General features: G+C 50.5%; 20 protein-coding genes and 1 CRISPR repeat array. Of the genes, 5 read left to right on the top strand and 15 right to left on the bottom strand.

The annotated features are described in order from the left end of the window. Positions 1–40: 40 nt before the first annotated feature. Positions 41–950: a CRISPR direct-repeat array (repeat unit 37 nt; unit sequence GTTTACCCTCCCCATCCTCTAAACCAAGGATTGAAAC). Positions 951–1,023: 73 nt separating this feature from the next. Then, positions 1,024–2,079: a hypothetical protein gene (locus Q8M98_10820; GenBank protein MDP3115247.1), complete on the top strand. Its 1,056-nt coding sequence runs from the start codon at positions 1,024–1,026 to the stop codon at positions 2,077–2,079. A gap of 9 nt (positions 2,080–2,088) precedes the next feature. On the opposite strand, the gene Q8M98_10815 is transcribed toward Q8M98_10820, so the two are convergent. Next, the gene (locus Q8M98_10815; GenBank protein MDP3115246.1) at positions 2,089–3,405 is read right to left on the bottom strand and encodes a thymidine phosphorylase; all 1,317 of its coding nucleotides are present in this window, start codon (positions 3,403–3,405) and stop codon (positions 2,089–2,091) included. 16 nt (positions 3,406–3,421) lie between these two features. Then, on the bottom strand, positions 3,422–4,399 hold the full coding sequence (gene phnE / locus Q8M98_10810; protein ID MDP3115245.1) for a phosphonate ABC transporter, permease protein PhnE: 978 nt from the start codon (positions 4,397–4,399) through the stop codon (positions 3,422–3,424). A gap of 321 nt (positions 4,400–4,720) precedes the next feature. On the opposite strand from phnE, the gene Q8M98_10805 reads away from it, so the two are divergent. Next, a complete protein-coding gene (locus Q8M98_10805; GenBank protein ID MDP3115244.1) occupies positions 4,721–4,882 on the top strand; it encodes a hypothetical protein in 162 nt (53 codons plus the stop codon). Between the two features lie 108 nt (positions 4,883–4,990). On the opposite strand, the gene Q8M98_10800 is transcribed toward Q8M98_10805, so the two are convergent. The 6 genes from Q8M98_10800 to Q8M98_10775 form a co-directional block, all read right to left on the bottom strand. After that, positions 4,991–5,518 (bottom strand): hypothetical protein, encoded by a 528-nt coding sequence (locus Q8M98_10800; GenBank protein MDP3115243.1) that lies wholly within the window; start codon positions 5,516–5,518, stop codon positions 4,991–4,993. A 71-nt stretch (positions 5,519–5,589) separates the two neighbouring features. Next, a complete protein-coding gene (locus tag Q8M98_10795; GenBank protein ID MDP3115242.1) occupies positions 5,590–6,807 on the bottom strand; it encodes an FtsW/RodA/SpoVE family cell cycle protein in 1,218 nt (405 codons plus the stop codon). Continuing rightward, complete coding sequence (gene mrdA, locus Q8M98_10790; GenBank protein ID MDP3115241.1) at positions 6,804–8,711, bottom strand: penicillin-binding protein 2; 1,908 nt, start codon at positions 8,709–8,711, stop codon at positions 6,804–6,806. The genes Q8M98_10795 and mrdA overlap by 4 nt, the downstream gene beginning before the upstream one ends. Beyond that, positions 8,704–9,198 (bottom strand): rod shape-determining protein MreD, encoded by a 495-nt coding sequence (gene mreD, locus Q8M98_10785; protein MDP3115240.1) that lies wholly within the window; start codon positions 9,196–9,198, stop codon positions 8,704–8,706. The genes mrdA and mreD overlap by 8 nt, the downstream gene beginning before the upstream one ends. Then, a complete protein-coding gene (gene mreC / locus Q8M98_10780) occupies positions 9,198–9,956 on the bottom strand; it encodes a rod shape-determining protein MreC (GenBank protein MDP3115239.1) in 759 nt (252 codons plus the stop codon). Before mreC ends, mreD begins: the two co-directional genes overlap by 1 nt. An 89-nt stretch (positions 9,957–10,045) precedes the next feature. Then, a complete protein-coding gene (locus Q8M98_10775) occupies positions 10,046–11,083 on the bottom strand; it encodes a rod shape-determining protein (GenBank protein MDP3115238.1) in 1,038 nt (345 codons plus the stop codon). Positions 11,084–11,425: 342 nt separating this feature from the next. Here Q8M98_10775 and Q8M98_10770 point away from each other — a divergent pair, with 342 nt between their 5' ends. Continuing rightward, positions 11,426–14,146 (top strand): T9SS type A sorting domain-containing protein, encoded by a 2,721-nt coding sequence (locus tag Q8M98_10770; GenBank protein ID MDP3115237.1) that lies wholly within the window; start codon positions 11,426–11,428, stop codon positions 14,144–14,146. Positions 14,147–14,258: 112 nt separating this feature from the next. Here the strand turns inward: Q8M98_10770 and Q8M98_10765 are convergent, their stop codons facing one another. The 3 genes from Q8M98_10765 to nth all read right to left on the bottom strand — a co-directional run bounded on the left by Q8M98_10765 (position 14,259) and on the right by nth (position 20,034). Continuing rightward, positions 14,259–16,244: a T9SS type A sorting domain-containing protein gene (locus Q8M98_10765; protein ID MDP3115236.1), complete on the bottom strand. Its 1,986-nt coding sequence runs from the start codon at positions 16,242–16,244 to the stop codon at positions 14,259–14,261. Continuing rightward, entirely contained in the window at positions 16,159–18,987 is a 2,829-nt protein-coding gene (locus Q8M98_10760) for a hypothetical protein (protein ID MDP3115235.1), read from the bottom strand. The genes Q8M98_10765 and Q8M98_10760 overlap by 86 nt, the downstream gene beginning before the upstream one ends. A 396-nt stretch (positions 18,988–19,383) precedes the next feature. Then, positions 19,384–20,034, bottom strand: coding sequence for an endonuclease III (nth, locus tag Q8M98_10755; GenBank protein MDP3115234.1), 651 nt, complete (start codon positions 20,032–20,034; stop codon positions 19,384–19,386). A gap of 87 nt (positions 20,035–20,121) precedes the next feature. Between nth and Q8M98_10750 the strand changes: the two genes are divergently transcribed. After that, the gene (locus tag Q8M98_10750; protein MDP3115233.1) at positions 20,122–20,796 is read left to right on the top strand and encodes an SOS response-associated peptidase; all 675 of its coding nucleotides are present in this window, start codon (positions 20,122–20,124) and stop codon (positions 20,794–20,796) included. Beyond that, positions 20,793–21,917, top strand: a complete 1,125-nt coding sequence (locus tag Q8M98_10745; protein MDP3115232.1) for a response regulator — start codon at positions 20,793–20,795, stop codon at positions 21,915–21,917. The genes Q8M98_10750 and Q8M98_10745 overlap by 4 nt, the downstream gene beginning before the upstream one ends. On the opposite strand, the gene Q8M98_10740 is transcribed toward Q8M98_10745, so the two are convergent. The 4 genes from Q8M98_10740 to Q8M98_10725 all read right to left on the bottom strand — a co-directional run bounded on the left by Q8M98_10740 (position 21,918) and on the right by Q8M98_10725 (position 25,531). Next, positions 21,918–22,565: a CoA transferase subunit B gene (locus tag Q8M98_10740; GenBank protein ID MDP3115231.1), complete on the bottom strand. Its 648-nt coding sequence runs from the start codon at positions 22,563–22,565 to the stop codon at positions 21,918–21,920. After that, positions 22,552–23,223 carry a CoA transferase subunit A gene (locus Q8M98_10735; GenBank protein MDP3115230.1) on the bottom strand — a complete coding sequence of 224 codons (672 nt, stop codon included), beginning with the start codon at positions 23,221–23,223 and terminating at the stop codon, positions 22,552–22,554. The genes Q8M98_10740 and Q8M98_10735 overlap by 14 nt, the downstream gene beginning before the upstream one ends. A 56-nt stretch (positions 23,224–23,279) precedes the next feature. Next, positions 23,280–24,605, bottom strand: coding sequence for a GTPase HflX (gene hflX, locus Q8M98_10730; GenBank protein MDP3115229.1), 1,326 nt, complete (start codon positions 24,603–24,605; stop codon positions 23,280–23,282). Positions 24,606–24,682: 77 nt separating this feature from the next. Continuing rightward, positions 24,683–25,531, bottom strand: coding sequence for a hypothetical protein (locus Q8M98_10725; GenBank protein ID MDP3115228.1), 849 nt, complete (start codon positions 25,529–25,531; stop codon positions 24,683–24,685). Positions 25,532–25,862 lie beyond the last annotated feature (331 nt).

Raw genomic sequence — 25,862 nt, 5'->3', positions numbered from 1 at the left:
GAAACCTAGGAGGATGAAAAGAATGATCCCGTCCCTAAAAGTTTACCCTCCCCATCCTCTAAACCAAGGATTGAAACGCACTGATGATATTGAGATCGATGAAGCGCAGTGGTGTTTACCCTCCCCATCCTCTAAACCAAGGATTGAAACTGCTAAGAATAAGGCGGAAGAGGAATCTATCCGTAAGTTTACCCTCCCCATCCTCTAAACCAAGGATTGAAACTATGGGTGAATGACGAAGAAAATCAGCATGTTTTTGTTTACCCTCCCCATCCTCTAAACCAAGGATTGAAACACCACTACAGCTATGGAGCTACGCGAGAAAAAGATGTTTACCCTCCCCATCCTCTAAACCAAGGATTGAAACTGGAGTTGTGAGTAACATGACCCCCCCCTTTTATTGTTTACCCTCCCCATCCTCTAAACCAAGGATTGAAACACGAAAGACTCGAAGTGAAGCCTGGATCTACGCGTGTTTACCCTCCCCATCCTCTAAACCAAGGATTGAAACCGTTTGCCTCCTTCTCCGCAGCAAGACCGGCTACATGTTTACCCTCCCCATCCTCTAAACCAAGGATTGAAACACGTATGCTTCAAAGATGTTTTGCCCGGTGATCAGTTTACCCTCCCCATCCTCTAAACCAAGGATTGAAACATCTCCAGTGTCTCATCATCTATGGTGATGTGAGAGTGTTTACCCTCCCCATCCTCTAAACCAAGGATTGAAACAAGGCACGGTTCACTAAGGCTACGAGCTTGGCATTGGTTTACCCTCCCCATCCTCTAAACCAAGGATTGAAACCAAACTTCTCATTCATCTTCCGGCTTCACCTTCCGCCGGTTTACCCTCCCCATCCTCTAAACCAAGGATTGAAACAAGTCTTCCGCAAGGCTACCGTTACCTGGTACAAATGTTTACCCTTCGCAGCAATGGCATGCTGCGCCACTTTTCCCTTGACAGGAGAACAAGGGAAGATCATCTTTGTTCCGAAGCTATAAACACTTGAAAATAAAGGAGACTGTATGTTTGATCTGCTGAGGTCAGTCATCCCGTATATATCGGGATTTTACACTTTACCCTGGATCATCGTCGGTTTTGTGCTAACTTGGCTGCTGAGTCGGCTTTTTTCACCGGAGCGGGTGGATGCCACGATGAAACGGATCGGTCTGGTGCTGCTCTATTTCTTTGTAGCGCCCCTTGTTTTCAGGTTTTTCCTCGATACACCGCTGGGCATCATGGAGGCGGAATTTGTTTTAGTGGTGATCTTCTCGCTCGGCTGCCTGTATGGGACAGCCTATCTGTATGCCATGCGCCAGATCAGGAAACAGGGGCTTGAAGGCGCGAAACGCAGTTTATACCTCAAAACCGTGCTCACCAATCAGGGAAGAAGCTCCGCCTTTGTGGGTGGGATCATGTTTGTGGTCAATGCCTGGGCGGTGCCGACGGCGATCTATATCGCCATTTCCGGGATCGCGCTCTTTGCAGTGATCCCATACATTTTGCATCTGATGAACGCGCGCGAGCGCCGCAATCTCGAAAGCGAAGTCCACCTGCCCTGGTTTCTGCGGATCTATCCTTTCTATTTCATCACCTTTGTCTTGAGCGGGGTTATCCTGCAAAAGACGGTCGGGATCAAAACATCGGATCTGGGCGATTGGGGTTTGCTGCTGAGGTTCTACACCACTCTCACCATTCCCGCGGCGCTATACTACGTCGGCTCCGGCATCCATCCCAGAGATATGAAAAAAAGCGAACTACGCAAACTGGTCGGTATTGACCAGGAAGACGGAGAGGATCATTGGCTCTGGGTGCGGCAGATCTTCATGCTCACGGCGGTTTGGACTCCGTTGATCTATGGGTCTTTATTAGGAGTCCTTTTAGCACTGAAAGTCATTCCCACCCAGTGGTTTGCCGTGTTAGTAATCAATACCATGCTGCCGATCACCGGTACCAACATGTTTTTGGTGCCTTATGGCATCGACAAACGCGCCACCGCCCACGCGATCACCTGGTCAACCCTGATCTGCGTTCCGGTGGTCGTCGCGTTGATCTGGTTTTTCAGTTTCTATTTCGGCTGAAGAAACGGATCATTCCGGAGCGAGGATCTCGTGGATCAACGTTTCGTTTGGACAAGGAAACTCGCTGATCTTGTATGATTGGCGGATCAAAGCCGCCGCTTCCTCGCCCTTGCTTTGATCGTTTGAATACAGGATTCCGATCTCGTCTCCCACATTGATCTGATGCCCGATCTTGGGATACAGCAAAGCTCCGGCGCCATAGTCTATCAGATCAGCTACCTTCATCCTGCCCGCGTTCACGCGAATCAAAGCATAGCCGATGGCGCGGGAATCGATGGCATGCACAAATCCGCCATGATCCGCGAAAATGGAAATGGCATATTTTGCCTTGCTGAAGAGGGAATAATCATGACAGACGCGCGGATCGCCACCCTGAGCTTCGATGATCTCTTCAAATTTTGCCAACGCTTTTCCGCTGAAAACCGCGGTCTCGATCATATCCACCGCATGATCATAATCCCTTGCAAGTCCCCCGCTGATCAGCATTTGCGCCGTGAGAGCAGAGGTGAGCTCATGGGTATCGGAAAGGTATCGTCCCTTCAGATATTCGATCGCTTCGATCATTTCCAGAGCGTTGCCGACGGCGTGTCCCAAAGGCGAATTCATGTTTGAAAAGACGATCGAGACCTTTTGTCCAAAACTTTCTCCCGTATGGACGAGCAATTCCGCCAATTCCTTTGCCCTTCTCAGGTTTGGCATGAAAGCGCCGCTGCCGATCTTGAGATCGATGACCAGGTGTTTGGCGCCCTCGGCGATCTTTTTGCTCATAATGCTGGCGGTTATCAAACCGGGACTTTCCACTGTGGCGGTTACGTCTCTCAAGGAATAGATTCTCTTATCCGCCGGAACGAGGAATTCGGATTGCCCAACCAGTGCTGCGCCATGCCTTTGAACCAATGCCTGGAACTGCTCCATGCCATATTGAGTATTGAATCCGGGGATGGATTCCAGCTTGTCCAAAGTCCCTCCCGTATGCCCCAAACCGCGTCCCGAGATCATCGGAACCGTCAATCCAAGGGACGCAGCGATGGGAGCAAGCATCAGCGATATCTTATCTCCCACTCCACCGGTGGAATGTTTGTCCGCCACGATGAGTGAATCATCGAAGGCTAAGGTGCTGCCACTGTTGATATAGGCATCCGTGAGCGCGGCGATTTCGAGCTTTTGCATGCCCTGAAAATAGAGCGCCATGAGCAGCGCGGACATCTGGTAATCCGGGATCTCCCCGCTCAGGAAAGACCCGATAAAGTATTTTATCTCAGCGGCTTCGAGCATATCGCCGTTGCGCTTTTTGAGGATGAGTTCGACGGGGTTAAAGTTCTTCATTTTCATATCTTTTTTTTTAATTAACTACAAGTTTTTCACGAATATAGGCGCTAAACATGTCCATCACCCAGACTACCAGTGCGATCAGCCACATGATCAGTCCCACGTTGCGCCAGGCGAGCATTTGCTGTTGTTGATAAAGCGCGAGACCAATGCCGCCGCCACCCACGAAACCTACGATCGTTGCCATCCGCACATTGATGTCCCAGCGGTAGATCGTGAAGGCAAGATAGGGCGCAAGAATCTGCGGGGCAACGGCATAGCGCCACACCTGCAGAGTCGAGGCGCCGGTGGCTTTGATCGCTTCCACAGGACCGGGATCGATGTTTTCGATCTGTTCCGAATAGAGTTTGATCAGCGAGGCGATGGAATGGATCCACAAAGCTAACATTCCGGCAAAGGGACCGATGCCCACCCACACGCAAAAGATGATCGCCCACACGATCGCCTCGATCGAACGAAAGATTGTGGAAAGCGTTCGGATAAACATATATACAGCCTTTCCGCCGAGGGAGCCGAACATCAGATTCTTGGCAGCGAAAAAGCTGAGCAGAAAAGCAAAAGGGATGGCAAAAACGGTTGCCAGCAACGCCAGAAAGATCGTCTCCACGAGGGCATCCAGCATCGGAACCAGCTCTGCAGGATTGGGATTGAAGATTCCGCCGATGATGCCGGCAGTGTTTTGTGCCTGGGTGAAAAAAGCCACCGGTTTCACTTCCACGATCACCCAGCCCATCACGAAACTGAGGATCAGCAACAAAGCGGTTTCGATCTTCCACAAAGGAAAGCCGCGGCGTTCCTCGTTTCCGTGGTTCATTTTGGCACCCAGACTACCTCGCAGAGCAGACATTCCCCCACCGAGAAAAACCGGCAGAGAGAGTACCAACCAGCCCGGAAAGCCGGCAATTTCAAAGCGCAGCGAGAGCCATGCCGCGCAGGCAATGATATAGAGCCAAAGGACATATTCGATCCCGAAAGCTTTGATAAATCTCATGAGACATAATCTGCAAAAGCGGCGCTAATAGTCAAGTGTTTTCTTGGGAAGTGCTGATAATTGAGAATGGAGAATTGAGAATTGAGAATTGGGAATTGAGAATGGAGAATTGAGAATTGAGAATTGAGAATTGAGAATTGAGAATTGTTTAGTTTGTGTGGATTTTTGTGCGGACGGCAAAGATCAACGTCTCCAATCTGCAATCAATGGCGAATTTCGCAGCATCGGCATGCTGCGCTACATCCAAAGTGTTAATCAAGCCTTAATCAAGCGTTAATCAAGCGTTAGTTTTATTACGCTTGATTAACGCTTGATTAAGGCTTGATTAACGCAGCCAAGGCGGAGAGCGGTGTAGCGCAGCATGCCGATGCTGCGGAAAGCATGAAAATGGATGAAAATGACACGAAACTGGACATGAAAATAGCACGAACGGGGCAGGAAATTGGCAATGCAAAACTATTCCAGCCTGCATTTAGTCATTGATTGGCTATTACAGTCCGGAGGCTAAGATAGCTTTTCCGAGCCAAAAACCTAACTCATAGCAGGCTTCGGCTATCCTATCTATTCACAAGCTTTCCCAGCACGAGGGTATCAATCGATCTTGAAGTGGTGGACTTTCCAGCAGCCGGTGTTGTCCAGCCAGACGGAGCCTTCGGCAAAGGGGGGGATCAAAATCACCACGCGTCCGAAGCTCACTCCCGGTTTGAGGAAACCGGCGCTGACTGATCCCTTTTTCCAGTCCGAGGTGGTTTTGAGGTTGGTATTAAAGCGGTGGAAGATGCGTCCGTCAGGTTTGAACGTGATGAATCGCACGGATATGTGCGGACCCGAAGGCAGGGAGGATTTGGCATGCAGGCGAACGAAGTATCCGCCGTAGCGCTCTACTTTGAAGGTATCGGACATGATCATGATGGTTTTTTCCGAGGCGTTTATCCGCAATGAGGTATGACCTTCGAAAGCTTGATTGGAATCGATGACGATCAAGCCGGTTTCGCCATCCTGTGGTTCGGCGATGACCGTCCAGCCCTTCAGAGCCTGCCCCGGATTGAGAGAATAGGCGTTGAATCCCGGATTGAACAGCAGATTGGGGACACCCACAGTGTCCGAATCGAAGAACATCAAGCTGGAGCGCACTATGCATGAGCTCAGTATCAAAACCAGCACAACAGACAGCAACAAATACTTTTTCGTCATTTCATAAATCCCCGTTCATTTAGATATTTTAAAATCACACCGACAGCGACCGTATTTATCAAGAGGTTCGAGCCTCCATAGCTGATGAAAGGAAGCGGAATCCCCGTTGCGGGAACCACGCCGATATTCATCCCGATGTTGATAAAGGTCTGAAACATAAGATAAGCCAAAATCCCGGACGCGGCAATCTTTCTTTCTCTGATCTTGATATCGTCGATAGCGTTTATGATGCGCCAAAAAAACAGCGCGAAGACGCCAAGGAGCGCCAAGGCTCCGACAAAGCCAAATTCCTCACCGATCACGCTGAAGATAAAATCCGTGTGATGTTCCGGGAGGAAATTCATGTTCTTTTGGGTTCCCTGCAGCCATCCTTTGCCAATGAGAGAACCGCTGCCGACCGCGATCTTGGATTGGATAATCTGATATCCCGCGCCGAGGGGGTCTCGCATCGGGTCGATGAAAGTGAGGATACGGGCTTGTTGATAGTCCTTCAATCCGTTCCAGAAAACCGGCATGATGATGGCGGTGAAGAGATTGGCAATGGAGGCGATGGTGATCGCCACCCAAGAAAGCCGCGCCCGCATCAATAAGACAATCAGGATGCCGATCCAGACTATGACCGCCAGCCAGTGCAGCGAGGAAATGATGCTGAAGACCGGACTGATGATCAAAAGCACGTAAAACAAAGGCACATCAGCCGCCACCAACATTGCCAGCAGCGCGAAACCAAAGACCAAAGTCGTGCCAAAATCCGGCTCGATGAGGATTAAAAGCACCGGCAGAATCATGATACCAAAGCCATAGACCACCTGCTTGAATTCGCTGAGGTGATCTTTGGATATGATCCGCGCCACCATCAGAATCGTGAGGAGTTTGGCGCTCTCCGAAGGTTGGTAGTTGATGCCCATGAAACTGAACCAGCGGTGTGCGCCATTCACCGGAGGCGTGAAAAGCACCAATATCAAAGCGATGATATTGACTAAATAGAGAGGCAATACAGCGATATCAAAGATCGGCATCGGCAGTTTGAGCAGTCCCAAAACAGCGAGAATGGCGATCATGGAAAAGATCAGCTCCTTCCACCAATGATTCTGCGTGTTAGTGTGCTCTCCGATGGTAGTGGTGCTGGCGGTGAAAATGGCGATGCAGCCTAACAATATCAACAGCAACAGATATGCCGTGAGGACAAAATCAAACTTCTTGCGGTTGATCATTCCGGTAGTCCATCAGAGCTTGGCGGAGCTGGAGATACGCCGGGTGGAGGAATCGTTTGTGCAGGCGCAGTGCCGTTTTCAGGTAAATCGGGTTCCCGGATCTCTTCCGTTGTGCGAAATTGGGGTGGCACATCAGCGGTAGCCTTGATCTTTTCAAGGTTGCCGATATAATAATTCATGATCTTGTTCACCACCGGAGCCGCGACCGCTCCTCCTCCTCCGGCGTTTTCGAAGAAGGCGGTGGCTACGATCTCGGGTTTGTCCGTGACAATATATCCGCAGAACCAAGCGTGGGTGACGCTGCCCATGGAGTTCTCCGCAGAACCGGTCTTGCCATAGGATGTGGCGCCGGGGACGTTCAAAGCCCTGCCGGTACCGCCCGGCGCGTTGCAGACAGCCCAAAGACCTTCCTGGATCAGTCTGATGGTATTGGCAGACCAGGGCATGCGTAACTCCTTCAGCGGCTCCACCTGTTCTCTGGAGAGCCTGCCTCTGCCAACTGCTTTGAGCAGCAAATGGGGTTGGATCCAGATTCCGCTTCGGGCGATTGCCGCATAGAGAGCGTTCATCTGCAAAGGCGTGTTCAGCACTTCTCCCTGTCCGATGGCAAGGTTTGCTTTATAGCCCTGCAAACTGGAGGTGATGCCCATCTTATCCTTGTACCACCGGGTGGTGGGAAAGAAGCCGTTCCGCTCGTTGTGAAGATCGATCCCCGTTTTGCTGACGACCATGCTGGAGATGGCATGCTTTTGGATGTCGTCCAGGTTGATGCGGCTGATCAGATCATAGAAAAATACGTCGCAGGATACCTTGAGGGCATCGATGACATTCGTCCTGCCGTGTCCAGCGCTTGACCAGCACTTATAGAAACGGTTGCCGATCTGGAGTCCGCCGCCGCAAGATGCAAGGAGCGTGTTGCGATCGATCAATCCTCTTTCCAGACCCATCGCTGCGGTGATGGGTTTATAGATCGAGCCGGGTGGATAAGCGGCGTGGATCACTCTATCCAATAGCGGTTTCTCCAGACGGTTCAGATTCGCCCAAACCTCTGGACTGATGCGCTGCATAAAGACATTGGGGTCATAATCCGGCTTGCTCACATAGGCGAGGATGCCACCGGTCTTGATTTCGCTAACGATGATCGCGCCCCTTAATCCCGGAGGAAATACAGAATAGGCAAAATCCTGCAGGTCATTGTCGATGCTGAGCACCAAGCTGAGGCCGTTCATGGGATTGATCGCGCTGTCCTCGCGGAAGAGGTCCAGACTCTTGCCCTGAGCGTCCACCTGCACGATCTCCTTGCCATCCATGCCACGCAGCAGGACTTCGTAATAGCGCTCCAGCCCAGTCTTGCCGATGTAGCTGTTCAGTGAATAGTCTTCCTCGCGGTAGAGCTTGTATTCATCCTCGTTGATGCGTCCCACATATCCGGTGAAGTGATTTGGATATAGGTAGTTGCGGGTTGTGCCGATGCGAAAGACAAGCTCCGGATAATAGTTCATCCGTTCCGAGAGCGCCAGCACCGTCTCATAGGTGATGTTATCCGCGAGCAGGATCTCTTCATAGGTCTTGAAGCGCTGTTCAAAGACGCGCTTGAGCAGGTCGTCCTTCGCGATGCCGAAATTGATCTGAAGAAAGGAGGCGAGGGCGTTTGTATTGCCGATCTTTCCGCTGATGAGATAGAGGTTGTGAGATGGGATGTTCATCACGATGGGGCGGTATTTTTTATCGTAAATCTCCCCCCTCGTGGCGATGATCCTGCGAATCCGGACAAAGTTGCTCTCCGCGATCCTCTGATAGTATTCTCCCTTGACCACCTGCAAACGGAAGAGGAAACTGATCAAAAGCAGAAACAAAACTCCCATGCAGATGCGGAAAACGAGGATGGGGGTGCTTTTATTCACTGACAACTACCACCCGCAGGCGGGATAGAAACTGAATCAGCCAGAAGACCACAAACGTGATTCCGAGGTTATAGAAAAAGGAGATCAGGTTTAATAGCATGAGCTGGGTATCGAAGGCATAGATGACGCCAAATATAAGCCATTGGATCAAGTGGAAAATGATGTTTGCCAAAGCGATGGTGAGAATCTTTGCCACCTTGCTCTCGGTTTCGAAGGGCTGGCGAAACATATCGATGCTCACGCAGAGCAGCACGAAGATCAACGCATTCAAACCGAAGGTCAGCGGCTGTGTGGCGTCATACATCAGCCCGATGATGAAACCGACGATCAGCGCCACTTTCAGTTCTCGCGTCCAGATCAGATAGAGCAGCCAGGGGATGAGGATGTTTGGGATCACTTTTCCCATCTCGAAAGCGGGCATCAACAAGAGCTGCAGATAGAGGAAGACCATCCCAAAAAGATAGGTGCGGATATACTTCCAAGCCATCAGTTCCTCCCCGGTTTGAGGATGAAGACATGCTCCAGGTTCTCGACCAGAGTGAAAGGGCTCAGTTCCGCGCTGATAAAGAGATTATCCTGGGATTCCTTGATGCGGGAGATGCTGCCCACGGGATAGCCTTTGGGGAAAATACGCGAGAGATTGGAGGTAACGATCGTGTCCCCCACGCTGATCTGCGAACCGAGCTTGATCATGCTCATCGTGATCAGCCCGCCGAGTTCGGATTGGAGGATGCCCTGCACGCCGGTGCTTTTGTCCATCACGGGTATCTGGAATTGGGGATTGGAAAATGGCAGCACGATGCAATAGGTATCCGAAACCGAGATGACTTTACCGATGATGCCTTGGGCGGAAACAACCGGACTATCTGGTTTGATACCATTGACCCTGCCTTTGTTGACGATCAGGTTGCGCTGTTGAAATTGTCCTGAATAGCCCACCACTTCTGCGATCTCAAAATCCACCCCGCCGGTTTCAAAACTGACCGCGGTGGAGCTCAGATACTCCTTGATTTCGTTTTGCAGAGCGAGATTGCGCAAAGTGTATTCTGCCAGTTGGATGCGCAGCTTGATGATCTCGGTCTTGAGCACCTGATTGGATTTTATGACCTGAAGAGAATGCGTGAAAGGGAAAAAGACCGTCCTACCGAAAAGTGAAGCTCTCCAACCACGGCTTTCGGCACTGCCGATCAACATCGCCAGAGCCAGCACTGAAAGTATCAACGGTATCAAAAAGCGTTTCAACACTATTTGTTCCTCTTCTTCCCAAATAATTCAGACCGCTACGAATGCCGCCGATATGGCTGTGCCGATAAAGCTCGTATTCAAGCCTGCGATTAATCTTCGATACGTTTGATCAGCACATCACGATAGCGGTCAATATCGTCCAAGACCTTGCCGGCACCCTTGACCACGCACTCCAGAGGATCCGGAACCACGTGCACGGGGAGATCGACCGTCTTGCAAATCTTTTCGTCCAAGCCTTTGAGCAACGCTCCACCGCCGGTGAGGAAGATTCCCCGTTCAGCGATATCGGCTGAGAGCTCCGGTGCCGTTCTTTCAAACAGACGTTTGATGGCGTCGATCATCGTGGCGACCGTCTCGGAGATCGCTTCGCGGATTTCTTCGGAAGAGATCTTGATGGTGACCGGATAGCCGGAAACGATGTCCCTGCCACGCACATCCATGGTCAATTCCTGCTTCATCGGATAGGCGGAACCGATCGTTATCTTGATCTTTTCCGCGGTTTGCAGTCCCACGTGCAGGTTGCTTTTCTTGCGCAAATAGCTGATGATATCGGTATCAAGTTTGTCCCCGCCGACGCGAATCGAATTGTGCACCACGATGTGGGAGAGGGAGATGACCGCGATTTCGCTGGTGCCGCCACCGATGTCCATGACCATGTTTCCACAGGCTTGGTCGATCGGAAGATCGGCTCCGATGGCTGCCGCGACGGGTTCGGAAATGAGAAAAACTTCCCGCGCTCCGGCATGCAAAGCGCTGTCCCGAACCGCACGCTTTTCTACTTCGGTGATCCCCGAAGGGACGCATACGATCACTCTGGGACGCACTAAAAGACGCTTTTTCTGGGCGCGTAGAATGAGGTTGCGCAGCATCAGTTCCGTCACTTGAAAATCCGCGATCACGCCATCTTTCAAGGGTTTGATCACGCGGACTTCATCCGGGTTCTTACCCAGCATCACCTTGGCTTGCATGCCGATGGCGATGATCTTTTTACCATCACTGGAGACCGCCACTACGGAAGGTTCGTCGATCACGATCCCGCCATTCTTTTTATACACAAGCGTGTTTGCCGTTCCCAAGTCGATGGCGATGTCGTTTGCCATCATGCCGAAAAAATCAAAAATGGACATCAAAAACCTCACATTTATTCACAGTCAGAAAGCAGAGCCTTCTTCTGAAGATCAGATAATTCCTATTGTATCACAATGATTTTAGATATGCTGAAGGTGTCAAGTAAAAAGCGAAAGCGCTTTCCCGCAAAGGCTTTGGAGACGGTTCAAATCTCTCAATGATACTACACGAGTGAACAGGTGAACAGGTGAATGGGTGAATGCGTTGTTCCCGATCCTCTAAAAGCCCAATCTAAACGCCAAAACTATTCATCGCAGTCCGATAACGCGAGCGCTAAAGTATAATATTATTGGTATTTGGAACAAATATTGCTATTTCCTCTTAGATCAAGGAGGTTAATCATGCGTATCTTCTTAGTTTGTGCAATGTTTGCCGTTATTTTCGGCATGAGCCTGTGGGCTCAAATCAGTTTGCCGGTAATGATTGATGAGATTCCTCACTGTCACGGGTTTGCCGGAGAATCTGCCATGCAATGGGATGGAAACTCGCTTTATTTCACGTATTTGAATAAACCTGGAATCTACACCAACATAGTGATGGTCAAGATCACCGAAAACGCTGCTCCGATTGTCCACATCATTGATAATAATCAGCCCCCTTACATTCCTGTTCCAATGGAGATCAGCAAACCCACCCTCGCGATTTCAGATCAACAAATCTTCATCGCCTACAAAAAGGGGCACAATCAGGTGCTTGCCACTTCCCCCCGTGATCAGATCGAATTTAGTTTACAGAATTCGATGATCTCGGCGGACATGCAACCCCTTGTCAGCGTCCACAACGGTGTGCCGGAAACGTTTCTGATCAAAAACGACGCCTTTGACAATGGAGACTACCAGATGCTCACCCTCAGTAGCGAAAGCAGCAATAATTCCGTTTTATCATTTTCAGGCTTTGATGTAATCGTTGGCAAAGTGCGCAGTAACAACGACATCTGGATCAAGCAAGGCACAGGCAACAACAGCGGTTGGCCCATTTTTCTTGATCATGTCTACACTTCCGGCGCTCTCATTTCAATTCCAAGCGTCATGCCCTATGATCAAATCTTCCTTGGTGGATTTACGGAATGCGTTCCACCTTTGACTCCCGATCCCACAACCATGGCATACACCTTGGAGCAGAGCCCGATCATGTTTCCCCAAGCCCAGGGCGATGACCACATCATCTTCCTCACCGTGAACGGAGATACATATAACGCTATGCTTGGGACGATCAGTCTTGAAACAATAGTGAATATTCCGGTTTATTCCAGCTTCCCCCCCGCCACCGGAGACGCGCTTTACTACAACAGCTTTAGCATGAGAGACACGCTCTGGGTTTCCGTTGGGAGCGGATCCATGCACGACAACGCGATCTTTAGGGTCAATGCTCCATTATGGATTCGGGGTCAGTTTAGCGGCAACAATATCATCCATTCACCCTACAAGATCATGTTGAGCGGAGATATCACCTTGAGCGGAACTCCGGCAGGCGAATCCCCGGCTCAAAACCAAACGGACTTTGTGACCCTCATTTCCGGAGAAAAGATCGAGCTCCAATATGGATACCGTGATCCGGTTGACGGCTTTCGCTATCATCCCAATTGCCGGGCAGACACCAGCCCGACCATGATCTATGCCAATCTGGTCGCGCTCAAAACTGACAGCGTCCCCCAGCGTGAAGGCGTCTTCTCTTTTGAATACCAACATCCGCATCCCAGCGTCCCAGCGGTTTACTCCGGCGGGAATTACTATTCCTGGATCGATCTTTCCCGAAGGCGCTATCCGCAAACAAACGCCTCACCTTGGCCTCCTCTGATCGATTATCCCTGGTATAATCCGTTGTGGCCAGAGAGGATGCCCTATCTGGAAAGAGGCTGGCTGCGGCATTATGGCTCCGTCTATCAAGCCCGCAGAGGCTTCATGCACCGAGGCTACAATGACGTGGAATGGCCCAGCAATGGTTTATGGAATCCGGAGCTCGATTTCTGTGGCGGCAGCAGCTCTCCCGGCTTGAACAATCATACCGATCCCGTCCTGGGCATCACACTGGGTACGGTAAACTATCCCGGCGCAAGCGGAGGCGGTATCGGATACAAGGTACAGCGTCCCGGAGACACCCGCGGACCCAACTGGGGAGTCAGATACCATCCTTTTGGTTTCGGACTCCAGATCAAACGCCAGAGCGCAGCAAACGACTGGCAATTGGATTATTACAAGGTTTTTGGGGAAGATGTCCTAACAAAATCCATAGACAAATACCTCGGCATAAACCTCTATCATCTCAATAACCGTGCCTGGATCAATCCCGATTCCGCAAACGACGGCGAGCTCGTATTGAACACGGAAGAGCACTGGATCCCAAAGCAGGTGAAACTATATAACTCAAGCTATCTCCTACAAACGCAGCGCCACGACAGCTTCGAACAAATCCGCGTGACGGGCTTGAACACAGCGACTGGAGAATCGCCGCTTTTGGGCAACTATGACGCTATCGCGGATTATCAAAATCTGGGACGCCATCCGGGAGGTTTTCCGGTATTTGCCAATCTGGATAGCGATGGATCTTTCCAATTCTACGCTTTCAGTCCCACCGGCAGCATGCCGCTCTATCAATGGCAGCCGCAGTTGGCGGCATTTGACGAAAGTAACATTGCCGATCAAAACGGCACTATGGCTTTCATTCCGGCAGGTGGGGATTCCATCATCGTCCTGCTGAGCGTGAAACCTCCTGATTCCAATGTCCATCTGCTCTATCTCGCCAAAGGCAGCCTGCCCGGCAGCAACGTGTTGGAAGAACTGATCCCCGCTTTGCCTCTCAAACTGAGCGCCTATCCCAACCCCTTTAAACACGGCATCACTCTCAAAATCGAGGCAAACAAAGCCCAAAGTGCCACTGTCAATATCTATAACATTCGCGGGCAAAAGGTTCGCAGCCTGCGCCAAAATACTCTCGGTATCGGCGAAAACACTATCCGTTGGGACGGGAAAAACGATCTCGATCAAGCCCTGCCCGCGGGAATCTATCTTATCCAAGTGAAAAATCAGGAATCCGTCGTCATCCGTAAAGTTCTCAAACTCTGAGCCCCATTATCGGAGCTGCAAACGTCCCCGTTTGCCGCTTATGGAACAAAGCAAAACCCCCGTCGAAACGGGGGTTTGCTTATTGGGCAATTACCTGTATTCCGAGAATACGCTATTTCATCAACACCAGTTTGCGGAGTGAAGAGCTTCTATCCGAAATCAGCTTCAGCAGATAAATACCGCTGCTGAGAGAGCGATTCGCCTCATCGGTGCCGTCCCAACGCAGAGAATAGCTGCCTGCGTCTTTGTATCCGCTGAAGAGAGTGCGCATCAATTGACCGCGGGTGTTATAGACCGCGAGGCTGATTTCTCCGCCGCGGACAACGCCAAACTCGATATTGGTGCTGGGGTTGAAAGGATTGGGATAGATTTTGCCGATCCCTTGGGTGATGGGAATCTGGGGAGTCCCTTCGCCGGTCAAAGTGACGGTGATGGTGATGGGTCCATGGTATTGCGAGGATCCGTCGAAATCAAGGTTTTGCAGCCAGTAATAATAGGTGCCGTCTTCAAAGATTTCTTTGTCCCAATAGACGTAGATCTGCATCTGGGAAGTATTGGTCGCATCGATGAAGGTATTGAGCATGAGCGCCGTTTCCAGATCGTCTGAATCGTTGCGGTAGATACGATAGCCGGCAACGTTGGTCTCGGACTGAGTGATCCATTGCAACTGGACAAAGCCCTGGGCGCTGAAACCGGCGGTGAAAGAAGATAGCTCGACGGGCAGGGTGCCGTTTCCATTGTCAAAGGCGACGATCACTTCTCCCCTGAATCCTTTGGCCAAACCACTTAATGCAAAGGTCGCTTCAGTAGCCGAGTAAGAGGCAGACAAGTATCTCCAGACTCCGTCCCATTTGTAAACCGCAGAAACTGGAGTGAATCCCATACCCGCGTAGTTCACGGTATATGTTCCATTCAGCGCATTATTGTCTGAGCAGGATATCCGGCAGATAAGACGGGCATCAGGCCATGTGTCATAACCGTTTGCGTGCCAGGATACGATAATGGAAAAGTCCGAACTTGCCTCATTCACAGGGTCAATGACTACATCGTTATTGGTAAAAGCGGGACCGCCTGAAACAGGAGTCACATACAGGTTTGCCGGAGCACCCGCTATCGAGGTGCTGGCACTGGTTCCTTCCAGGACAGCAGTGGTAGAAACATCGATCACATTGGAATTGAGGCTAGTGGAGCCATTAAAGGCTCTGATCCGATATTTATAGGCAGTGTTGACGGCTACAAATTCCACCCGGGCAATATTTAAGGATACGGATAGATTCTGAAACCCAGCCACATAAGTAATCCCATCTGATTCCAATACATCCAGGCGATAGGAACTTGCACCGGCTGCCGCTTCCCAATGAGCGGTAAAACCATTGTGGCAGATTGCCGAAGCCGGTAATGCCACCGGTGCGTTGGTTGCCGTCCTGAACGTAGCCTGAGCGGTATAAGCAGTTCCAGCCGCATTGGTGGCAAAGGCTTTGAAATAATAGACCGTATTGCTTGTCAATCCAGAAACCGGAAGTGTAAATACACCGGTTCCGAAACTACCGGTTTCCGATACCGCTGTCCCTGTTCCATCTGCAAAACCGTCTGTAATAGACCAATAGATACCACGCATAGTAACATTCGAGTGGTTGATATTGGTAATGTTTCCTCCCAATACTGCCGTTGTCGTAGTTATCCCTGCTGAGGTCGGCGTGGTGATCACCGGTATGCCGATAGTGGTAAATGTTCCCTGAGCCGTGTAAGCCGTACCGGCTGCATTTGTGGCAAAAGCTTTGAAATAATAGATTTGATTCGGGGATAATCCGGGGACGTTTATCGTGAACACTCCCGTGCCGTAGGTTCCGGTTTCAGATACTTGTGTTCCGGCTCCATCCGCAAAGCCTTCTGTGACAGACCAGAAGACACCACGTGTAGAAACATTCGAATGGTTGATATTGGTTATGTTTCCGCCTAACACTGCACTGTTTGCGGTAATCGAGGCAGACGTGGGGGTAGTGATTACCGGATTATTGATCCCGGTACCGCTGACTGATACATTTACCCCTGCGGCGCCGGGGCTGGAATGGCCGATGTTTGTGGTCAGGGGTCCCACTGAGCTGGGGGTGAAGCGTACATAAAATGGGTGTCGAATTCACGAAACCGTTGGTTTGGATCAAGGTTATCAAAGATCCATATCCCGAACTGGATGAAGTGGATATCTCAAATCCTGCGGGGGCGATGATTGACAGATTGGCGATAAGTTCCGTTCCCGAAACAGTATAAGACAAGGGAGTGGAAGAGGAGCCGATTTTGATCAACCCGAAATTAGTCAAGGATGGCACAGAAGTGCTTATGACAGGGCTTGCTGCCCGCACAGTGAAGTCTCCCGCAGAGCCGCCCGCGCCAAAATTGTAAGCAAAATTAACGCTGCGGATTCCTGAGGTGGTCGTGATAGTCCCTGTGTAAACCCGAACCCAAACTGAGCCATCGAAACGCCATACAGTACCAACACCGCCGGCAAAGTCGTTGCCATTATCCGCGGCGGTAGGCCAGCTAAAGGTTATGTCGTTGGAAGTGGTGGAAGCTCCGGATAGATGCCAAGTCTTAGCGATGGAGATACCGTTGTTGACGGAGTTTGAGACATCCGTTTTGAGTGCTGAAAAGGGGCTCACTGCGCTGGTGCCGGCTCTTATGGAAAGTCCCATGTACATATTGGAGAAGTCTCCGGAAGCCGAGATAGCGGTTGTATTTTGTCTAACCGGTCCGTTTACCGTACCTGAGCCGGTTCCGGTAGCACCGGAGGCAAAAGTAAGGGTATTGGCGCTGCTTGAGTTTACTACAGTTCCGGTAGCCAGGTTAAAATTGTTGCTTATGGTCATCGTGGAGCTCAAATCTATCACGTTGGCTCGTGTGATATTCAGGGTGTGCAGGCTTGACACTGATGGCAATACCAAATTGCCGGTGCCTCCGATGGTTATCGAAGACGTGCTTCCTCCCACGAGACCGCTGGTGCCACTGGTGCTGCCATTGATTGTGAGCGTGTCGGCTCCGATTCCCAGTGCGCCGGAAGTAAGTGCCAAAACACCGCCCACGGTAACATTACCACCCATGGAAATCCCGCTGGCGCGGTTTATGGTAAGGTTATTCAACGTCACTGCTGGTAAAGTAGTGGAAGCTGATGTTCCCGCCATGATGACATTTGACGTAGCTCCTCCGGTCAGAATCCCGCTGCCTGAAATAGCACCATTTATCGTCAATATCGTAGCTCCGATGCTCATTCCGGTCGTGAGGGCAAGATTGTTTACCGAAGTGTTGCCACCCATGGTCACCGCCCCTAAAGTATTTACTCCCAGATTGTTGATGATTGCGGGCATTGTTATTGTATTAGTGCCGATTTGGGTGATACTGAAGTTTGCAGCGGCAAAGCTGCCGGTTCCGCCAACCCTTCCGGTGCCGTTATAGTTTATGAGTCCTGATCCGGAAACGGCGCCCGTCACGTTCAGGGTGTTGGCTCCCAGGGCAAGGATATCAGTGGTGGCAGAGATGTTCAGGTTTCCGCCTACGGTTGTCGTGCCCGCCAAGGTCTTGGTGCCTGTGCCGGAAACACGCAGATTGCTGTAGAACAACACCGGTACGGACTGTGCACCCGTCGCGGCATATTCGACGGTGGAGCCTGTCGCCAGAGTTCCGATAGTGGGGTAAGTGGTATTCTCCAGTTTCAGAGTACCATTGTTTTGCACATTGATGGGACCGGTCATTGTAAAGGCGGATGGAATAGTAAAAGTAACCGCGTTTGTGCCGTCTCCCAGGATAACATTGGTGCTTGTCCCGGAAACAACCCAATTGGCGCCAATGGTTGGAGCCGCATTATTCTGGATATAGAAGGTCTGATAGCCGGAGGTAAAATTAGGAGGATTGCTGCCCCCAATTCCATCGACATTAGTCACCCAACTGGTGGTCAAATTCAGATTACCGGTAGGTGTTGCATAATATTCGGTGGGGTCGATGGTAACGGTTCCGGTGCAGGAATTCATGTAAATAATGTCGTCTATAAACGCACAAGCATTATTGCCGGTCGCAGTATCACCGCTAAACAAAAAAGAATCAAGAAATACTGAACCACCCAGTTGAGTGTTGGCAAGAGCAGCAGCTATTCTGACATTGTCCACCCACAAATCCCATTTATTATTTGACAGGGAATAACCAGTACCGTTTCGAGTATAGGTGTTGCCGCTTGCCTTGTTGTTGGCATATACGGCAATGTCATACTTTCTGCCCTGAACAAATGTAATCCCCGCAAGAGCATTCCATCCGGAATTGGTGGAATAAGTTGCGGTAATCGTCCCAGTTGCTCCCAAAACCCAACGGATTCCCGTGAAAATCTGCGCATTAGCATAAGCTGCATCGCTGGTGTACATGACCCCCTTTCCCACAAAAAAATAAAACGCTCCACCGGCTGTGGTAACATTGCCTCCGGCAGCATTGCCAAACTGGATACTGAAACTGTGATATGAGCTTTGGTCATCTAATTTGTTAGTATTGTTATATATGCTGAATTTGTTGGGTGAGGCATTAGTCGAAGCCTGAAGGCGCAACTCCGTAGCCGACCCAATCGTAGGCAATCCAGGATTTTCCAGAAACAAACCCCCACCACCAACATTGCTGCAATATACATAATCCTCACCTCCGGAGACGGGAACTGCAGAGGGTTGGGGCATAAATGTGGTAGATGAAGTATTACTTGTTGCAAATGAGCCGGTACCCGTGCCGAAATCATAAGGCCAAGTATAGACTGTAGCATTGACAGCCGCAATATACATGAGTAATATTGCCGTTAAAACTAATTTGCCTTTCATTATGTTTCTCCTACGTCATCTTGTTGATGACCTTATGTTTTACTTAATCTGGTTATCCTTGTAGTAATGATCTTAAACAGCCCGCTTTACCGTCAAACACTCCGACGAGGAGTGAGCATCAAAATCAAAGTAATTATCGAATAGTCGCCCGCACTTTTCCATCGGGCAACCGCTAACTGTGAAAAACTATTAGTTAGTGTCAAGTATCAACTTATGCTTATACCGTCAAGTTATATTTATTGTTCTCACTCTTCCCGTGCTGTGAAACCTTGCCAAGGATTGTTTGAACAGCATCATAGTATTGAATCTATGCGACCACCTCTGTCTAATGTAAGTAAATCACTGCCTTGCGGTTAGCTGTGTTTTTGCCTTATTGACGCTCGCGTGGAAATCTTTCTACAGAACTCCCACTCTTTGGCAGTTTTCTTTGATCGGGCAATCGGCGCAATGTGGTTTTCTGGGTGTGCAGAGGTTTTGCCCGAAGGCGACAACGAAGGAGTTATAGCTCAGCCAGTGCTTTTGAGGCAGGAGTTTGCGCAGTGCCATCTCGCTTTCCAGCGGGGTTTTGGTATTGATGTAGCCCCAGCGGTTGCTGATGCGGTGCACATGGATGTCCACGCAGATGGCAGGCAGGGAAAATGCCACGGCACGCACGAGGTTTGCCGTTTTGCGTCCCACTCCGGGTAGCAGCAGCAGGTCGTCGATGGCGTTGGGAACTTTTCCTTGGAAGCGTTCGTTCAGCACTCTGGGCAGCGCTTTGAGGTGTTTCGTCTTTTCCCTGTGAAAGCCGGTCTGATATACGATGGCGTCCAATTGTTCGAAGCTGAGCTTGTCAAAGTCATCGGCTTTGTTTACGAGTTTGAATAGTTCCGTCGCCACTTTGGCGGTGGTGGCGTCCTTCGTTCTGGCGCTGAGGATAGTGGCCACTAACACCTTGAAGGGGTCTTTGGTCTTTGCCGCGATCAGGTCCACGACTGGGGTGGGGACGCTGTGGAAATGGATATCCAGTTCCTTCATCACGGTATCGATATCAAATAAAATCATCATTTCGGCTCCATTTTCTCTCAAGGGTAAAAAAATATGTTGCCAATAAATAGGGGGTTCGAATACTGTCAACCGATATAAGGAGTTTAGATGTGCGGCAGATTTGCCCAAGTGATCAAACATGATGAATTGCATAAGCTTACGCGCGAATTGAGACTGAGCGAAACAAGTGAGCAACTGGAATTGAACTATAACGTTGCGCCCACTCATACCGTGGCAGCGGCGCTGAGCAAGACTGCAGGAAGATACATCGGTTTCTTCCGCTGGGGGTTCATTTCCTCTTGGAGCAAAGAAATCCCCAAGATTCAGATCATAAACGTGCGCAGCGAAACGATCTTGGAAAAGTCCATCTTCCGTGTAGGTTTGCAGCGCCGGCGTTGTCTCATACCCGCCAATGGTTTCTATGAATGGCGTCAGAGCGACAAACAGCCCTTTTTTATCCATTCCGCCACAGACGAGCTGCTTCATTTTGCCGGTATCTTTGATGAATGGTACACGCCGGACGGCTCCTACGTTCAATCGCTTGCGATCATCACCGCCGCGGCAAATACATATATGCGCCCGATCCATCAACGTATGCCGGTGCTGCTCTTCGAAAGAGCCAGAGAGCTGTGGCTCGATCACAAAAACATCGATGGAAACTACATGCACCGCTTTTTGCGACCTGCCGGAGATGACAGACTTATCATGCATCCGGTGAGCCGTGCGGTGAACAAAGTAAGTTTCACCGACCCTGAATGTATCGAAGAGGTATCCCTGATATGAAAAACATCCTGAACTATCCGGGAAAAACCGCAGCCGATCCACAGAATCATTTGAAACGCATCCTCGTGGTCGATGACGATGATTTGATGCTGGAAATGCTAATGGATTGCCTCAGCATCACCGGCGAGTATGAAACTATCGGAAGCAAGGAAGCGCTCACGGCTCTGGAATTGATCGAGCGCGAGCCTTTCAACGCCATTATCACCGATATCAACCTGCCGGGATTGAGCGGTCTCGAACTGCTCAAACACGTCACCCGCAAGGATGCCAAGATCCCCGTGATCCTGATCACCGGTTATTCCGATCCGGAAAGGATGCGTATGGCAATTCAACTGGGCGCCTTCGATTTTTTGCGCAAACCCTTTGACATGTCGGAGCTGCTCATCCGCGTCAAACAAGCGATCGAGAAAAACCAGCTGATGTTGCAAAACGACCTCTATCAGCATCATCTGGAACTGGTGGTTCAACAGCGCACAATGGAACTCTTTGCCACCAACGCCAAGCTGGAAAACCACTATATAAACACCATCCACGCCATGGTGAATACCATCGAGGCGATGGATATCTACACCCACGGGCATTCAGAAAGGGTGACCGCGGTCAGCATCCTGCTTGGGAAGTATCTGGGGCTATCCATAGAAGACCTGAAACTTTTGCGTATTGGAGCGCTGTTGCACGATCTGGGCAAGATCGGAGTGAACAAACCGCTACTGGAAAAAACCGCAGTGCTCTCACCTGATGAGTTTGATCTGATGAAGCTGCACCCCAGCATTGGCGCCAGAATCGTCGATCCTATCGGTCTGCCGGCTGAGGTGCACGACATCATTCTCCAGCATCACGAACGCTGGGATGGCAGCGGCTATCCCAATGGCATCAAAAGCGAGGAGATATCTCCTCTGGCGAGAATCACTGCAATCGCGGATGCTTATGACGCCATGACCAGCAAAAGACCCTATCGAGACGCAATGACTTCGCACTCCGCCTGCCGCGAGATCGAAGACAACCTCGGCAAGCAGTTTGATCAACACATCGGAGCGATGTTGATCAAAAAGATCGCCGGCATCCAGGAACTGCTCAAAGACCAGGTCAATCTGCGGCAACACATCTTTGCCGCGATCTGATCAGCCCAAGTAATCCGGTATTATCAATTCCGCATCGGTGGCTTTGACCACATCCTCCACCGTGTATCCTTCGGAAACTTCCTTTAGCACCAAGCCTGCAGGTGTAACTTCCAACACCGCCATATCGGTAACGATGAGGCTGACCTTTGCCTTGGCGGTGAGCGGCAAAGTGCAGAGCTTCAATATCTTGGAATTGCCAAATTTGTCGCAATGCTCCATCGCCACGATCACTTTCTTGGCTCCGGTGACCAGATCCATCGCTCCACCCATGCCGGGAACGAGCTTGCCGGGGATCATCCAGTTTGCCAGATTGCCTTCCTGATCCACCTGCAAAGCGCCCAGGACTGTGACGTCCAAGTGCCCACCGCGAATGATGGCAAAGCTGGTTGCTGAATCAAAGTATGAGGCACCGGGCAAAGCAGTGATGAAACCACCTCCGGCATTGATCAAATCTGTATCTTCAGCTCCGGAGGCGGGACTCGGTCCCACCCCAAGCATGCCGTTTTCGGATTGAAAGACGACATGCACACCGGGTGGTATGTGATTTGCCGCTTCGGTAGGAAGTCCGATGCCAAGATTCACATAGTCGCCATCTTTGAGTTCCTGCGCGATGCGCGCTCCGATATAAGCTCTTTTATCCATTGCCATTTCCGCTCTCCTTGCTCAAGATCAGATGATTGACGAAGATCGCGGGGGTGATTACCTGTTCGGGATCGAGCTCTCCGATTTCCACGATCTCATCCACTTCCGCGATGGTGATTCTTCCCGCCATTGCCATGATCGGGTTGCTGTTGCGCGCGGTTTTACGATAGACGAGATTTCCCGCTTTATCTGCTTTCCAGGCACGAATGAGCGCAAAATCGCTTTCTATTGCCGGCTCGAGGATATAATCCCTGCCGCCCAAATTGATGATCATTTTGCCTTCTTCGACGATGGTCCCGAGTCCGGTGGGGGTCAATATCCCTCCCAGCCCCGCTCCGAAAGCGCGCACACGTTCCAACAAAGAGCCTTGCGGCACCAATTCTATCTGGATCTCCCCGGCGTACATCTGCTTCTGAATCTCTTTATTAGTGCCCAGATGCGTAATTTGAGCGCTCTTGACCTGGTGATTGACCACCAGCTTGCCGACGCCGCGGGTTTCATAGTCCGAGGCGATGACGATGATGTGCAGATCGCCAACACCCGATGCCACGATCGCGTCGATCATGCTTTCAGCAGCGCCTACGGCAAGAAATCCGCCGATCGCCAAACGGCTGTGCGGTAGAATCATAGCTGCCGCTTGAGCGGCGCTGATTAGCTTGGACATGGCTTCTCCTAAGGGGGTTAAATATCTATTTGGCACTTTGATAATCGTGCCGCAGATTATGTCAACACATAGTCTTTGACGTGATACATATCTTCCTTGCCGACAAGCACTTCCATATAGATGCCGTCGGCGCGGTAATCCTCGCTTTTGACCTGAGCGATCTGATGCAGCAAGGAGACCAGCGCGCCTTTGTCATAGGGTAGTTTCAGGCTCAAAAACAGGTTATCGAAGAGGCGCTTTTCCACGCCATCAACTAGGCTTTCCAATTGTCCCGCTTTGAGCGCGGAAATGCTGATACATTCCGGAAAACGTCTCTGGATGAAGGTCAGGAATATATTATCCACCAAGTCTGCTTTATTGAAAACCAATATCTGGGGGATGCCGTCAGCGCCGATTTGTTTGAGGACGTCGTTCACCTGGTCTATGTAATACTCTCTGCGGTCGTCCGATACGTCCACCACGTGCAAGAGCAGATCGGCATCCTGCACTTCCATCAAAGTAGCGCGAAAAGATGCCACCAAATGATGCGGCAGATTGGAGATGAAACCCACTGTATCCGAGATCACGACCGGGCTGCCGGTGCTGAGTTTTAGCTGTCGGGAGGTGGAATCCAGCGTGGCGAATAGGCGGTCTTCGACGAGCACTCCGGCATTGGTGAGAGCGTTGAACAGGGTGGATTTACCGGCATTGGTATAGCCGACGAGGCAGAGTTTTTTAGTTTTTTCCCGCTGTTTGCGTTGGGTTTCTTTTTGATGAGCGACGGCGGTGATGGATTGATTGATCCGGCGTATTTGCAAACGGATCAGGCGTTTGTCGATCTCTATCTGTTTTTCGCCCATGCCGCGGCTGGCGGAACCTCCCGCTGAGCGGGCAGAGCCTCTCTCCTTGTCAAAATGACCCCAAAGCCTGCGCAGACGTGGAAGCTGGTATTGAAGTTCGGCAAGGCGGACTTGCAGTTTCGCTTCCTTGGTTCTGGCATGATCGTGAAAGATGCTGAGGATCACTTCCGTGCGGTCGATTACCCTGATGCTGAAATCGCGGTCGATGTTGCGACCCTGCATTGGGCTCAGCTCTTCATTCACGATCAGCAGATCCGCCTGGGCTTGATGCATTTTCGTGGCGGTTTCTTCCAAAAAGCCTTTACCAAAGAAGGTTCCTCGCTCGGGTGCGTTTCGCTTTTGGCTGTATCTGCCCAAAATCATGATTCCGGCAGTATCGGCAAGACGTTCAAGCTCGTCCATGCTGGCTTCAACCTCTTTGGGGCTTTCGCCTTGCCGAACGATCGTTGCCAGAAACGCGGTCTTTTCCACGCGCTCGAGCTCTTCCCAAGTTTCAGGTTCCTGCTCAAAGTCATCCAAGAGATATTCTTCGTCATGATGCATTTAATTATCCTTATGTGTCAGCAAATCCTTATTTTCAAGGAATACCGACAGATATCGGCACTGTTGTTCGTCGGAGGTCAGGGACTCATTTTGGTGCCGCGGGCATCCTTTCTTCCGGGAGAACTGTCATATACCTCTGTGCTGTAATAAATTGCGGCGATATAGTCCCGCGGGAACTCGCCATGGAAATAGGAATGTATGAGGTTGACATACTCGGTCATCAGGCGTTCCTGTTTGCTTAGATTCGGGTTCATTGGATGCAGCAAACGGACAACTTGCTTGATCTTATAGGTTGGGATGTCCAAAAACACCGTCACGCAGGCGGGATTGACCATTTGGTTGATGAAGGTTTGCGTGGAAAAACCGGGCTCGGAATACAGCTCAAGAGAGAGCAACCGATCATGCGCGAAGATATTTTCAGCATCTTTGTAGAGACTTTCGAGCACGTCAAGTTTTTCCGCCAGAGGAGCATCCTTAGTTTTTTTCAGACGCTCGATCAATTCCTCGATCTTATCCTCCCGCGGACAGAAACCCATGCCTTTGACAGCGTTGTTGAGCTTAAATGCGGAATCCTTGCGCTGAGCGCCATAAGTGGCAACCATGCCATTGTGCGGACCGGAAAGCTGGGGTCGGCGAGCCTTTTCAGCGCCAAGCTCAAGCATCTCGCGAAAAATCTCGAGATATTCGATCCTGCGGTTGCGATTCCAATCCCAAAAAGCAGCGGGAAAACTCACCAGGGGTAGTTCCTTCCATTCCCCATCAATCTCGGCACGGATGCTTTTGGCGCCCGGAGTGGGAGTGAGAGCAGTCTTTTGCACACAATATCCATCCGTCCAGAAATCTTCCGGATTCACGGATGCCATTACCAAGCTGACCGATAGCGTCAGCAGCAGCGAAACAAGCGAGATAATGATAATCTTTTCCATATCTGCTATGAGTTTTCGATGCAGAGATTTGGTCAAGTGTTTTTTTGCGGGCTTGGGTAAGAGATGAGAGGTGAGAGATGAGATTAACACAGAAAAAGCAGAGTAAAAGCTGAGCAAGAGCAGAGCTATGTGTGAAGTGTGTCGGTGAATAAATGAACCAACTCTGCAGCTTGTCCATGAAAAATCCCAGTCTTGTCAAGTCCTAATATAGTTGACGCTAGGTTGCCACTTTTTGCGATAGCGCTACACCCCTCCATAGTATGCCCCCCAAGCGAAGTTTTCGTGCAGATCAACAAGCCACTGGATACGCGTGAATCCTGTGAGTTATTCT

It is taken from the genome of Candidatus Cloacimonadaceae bacterium (assembly GCA_030693415.1).
Lineage (GTDB): Bacteria > Cloacimonadota > Cloacimonadia > Cloacimonadales > Cloacimonadaceae > JAUYAR01.
The sequence above is the reverse complement of the archived record's forward strand: the minus strand, read 5'-3'. Positions and strand labels throughout refer to the sequence as shown.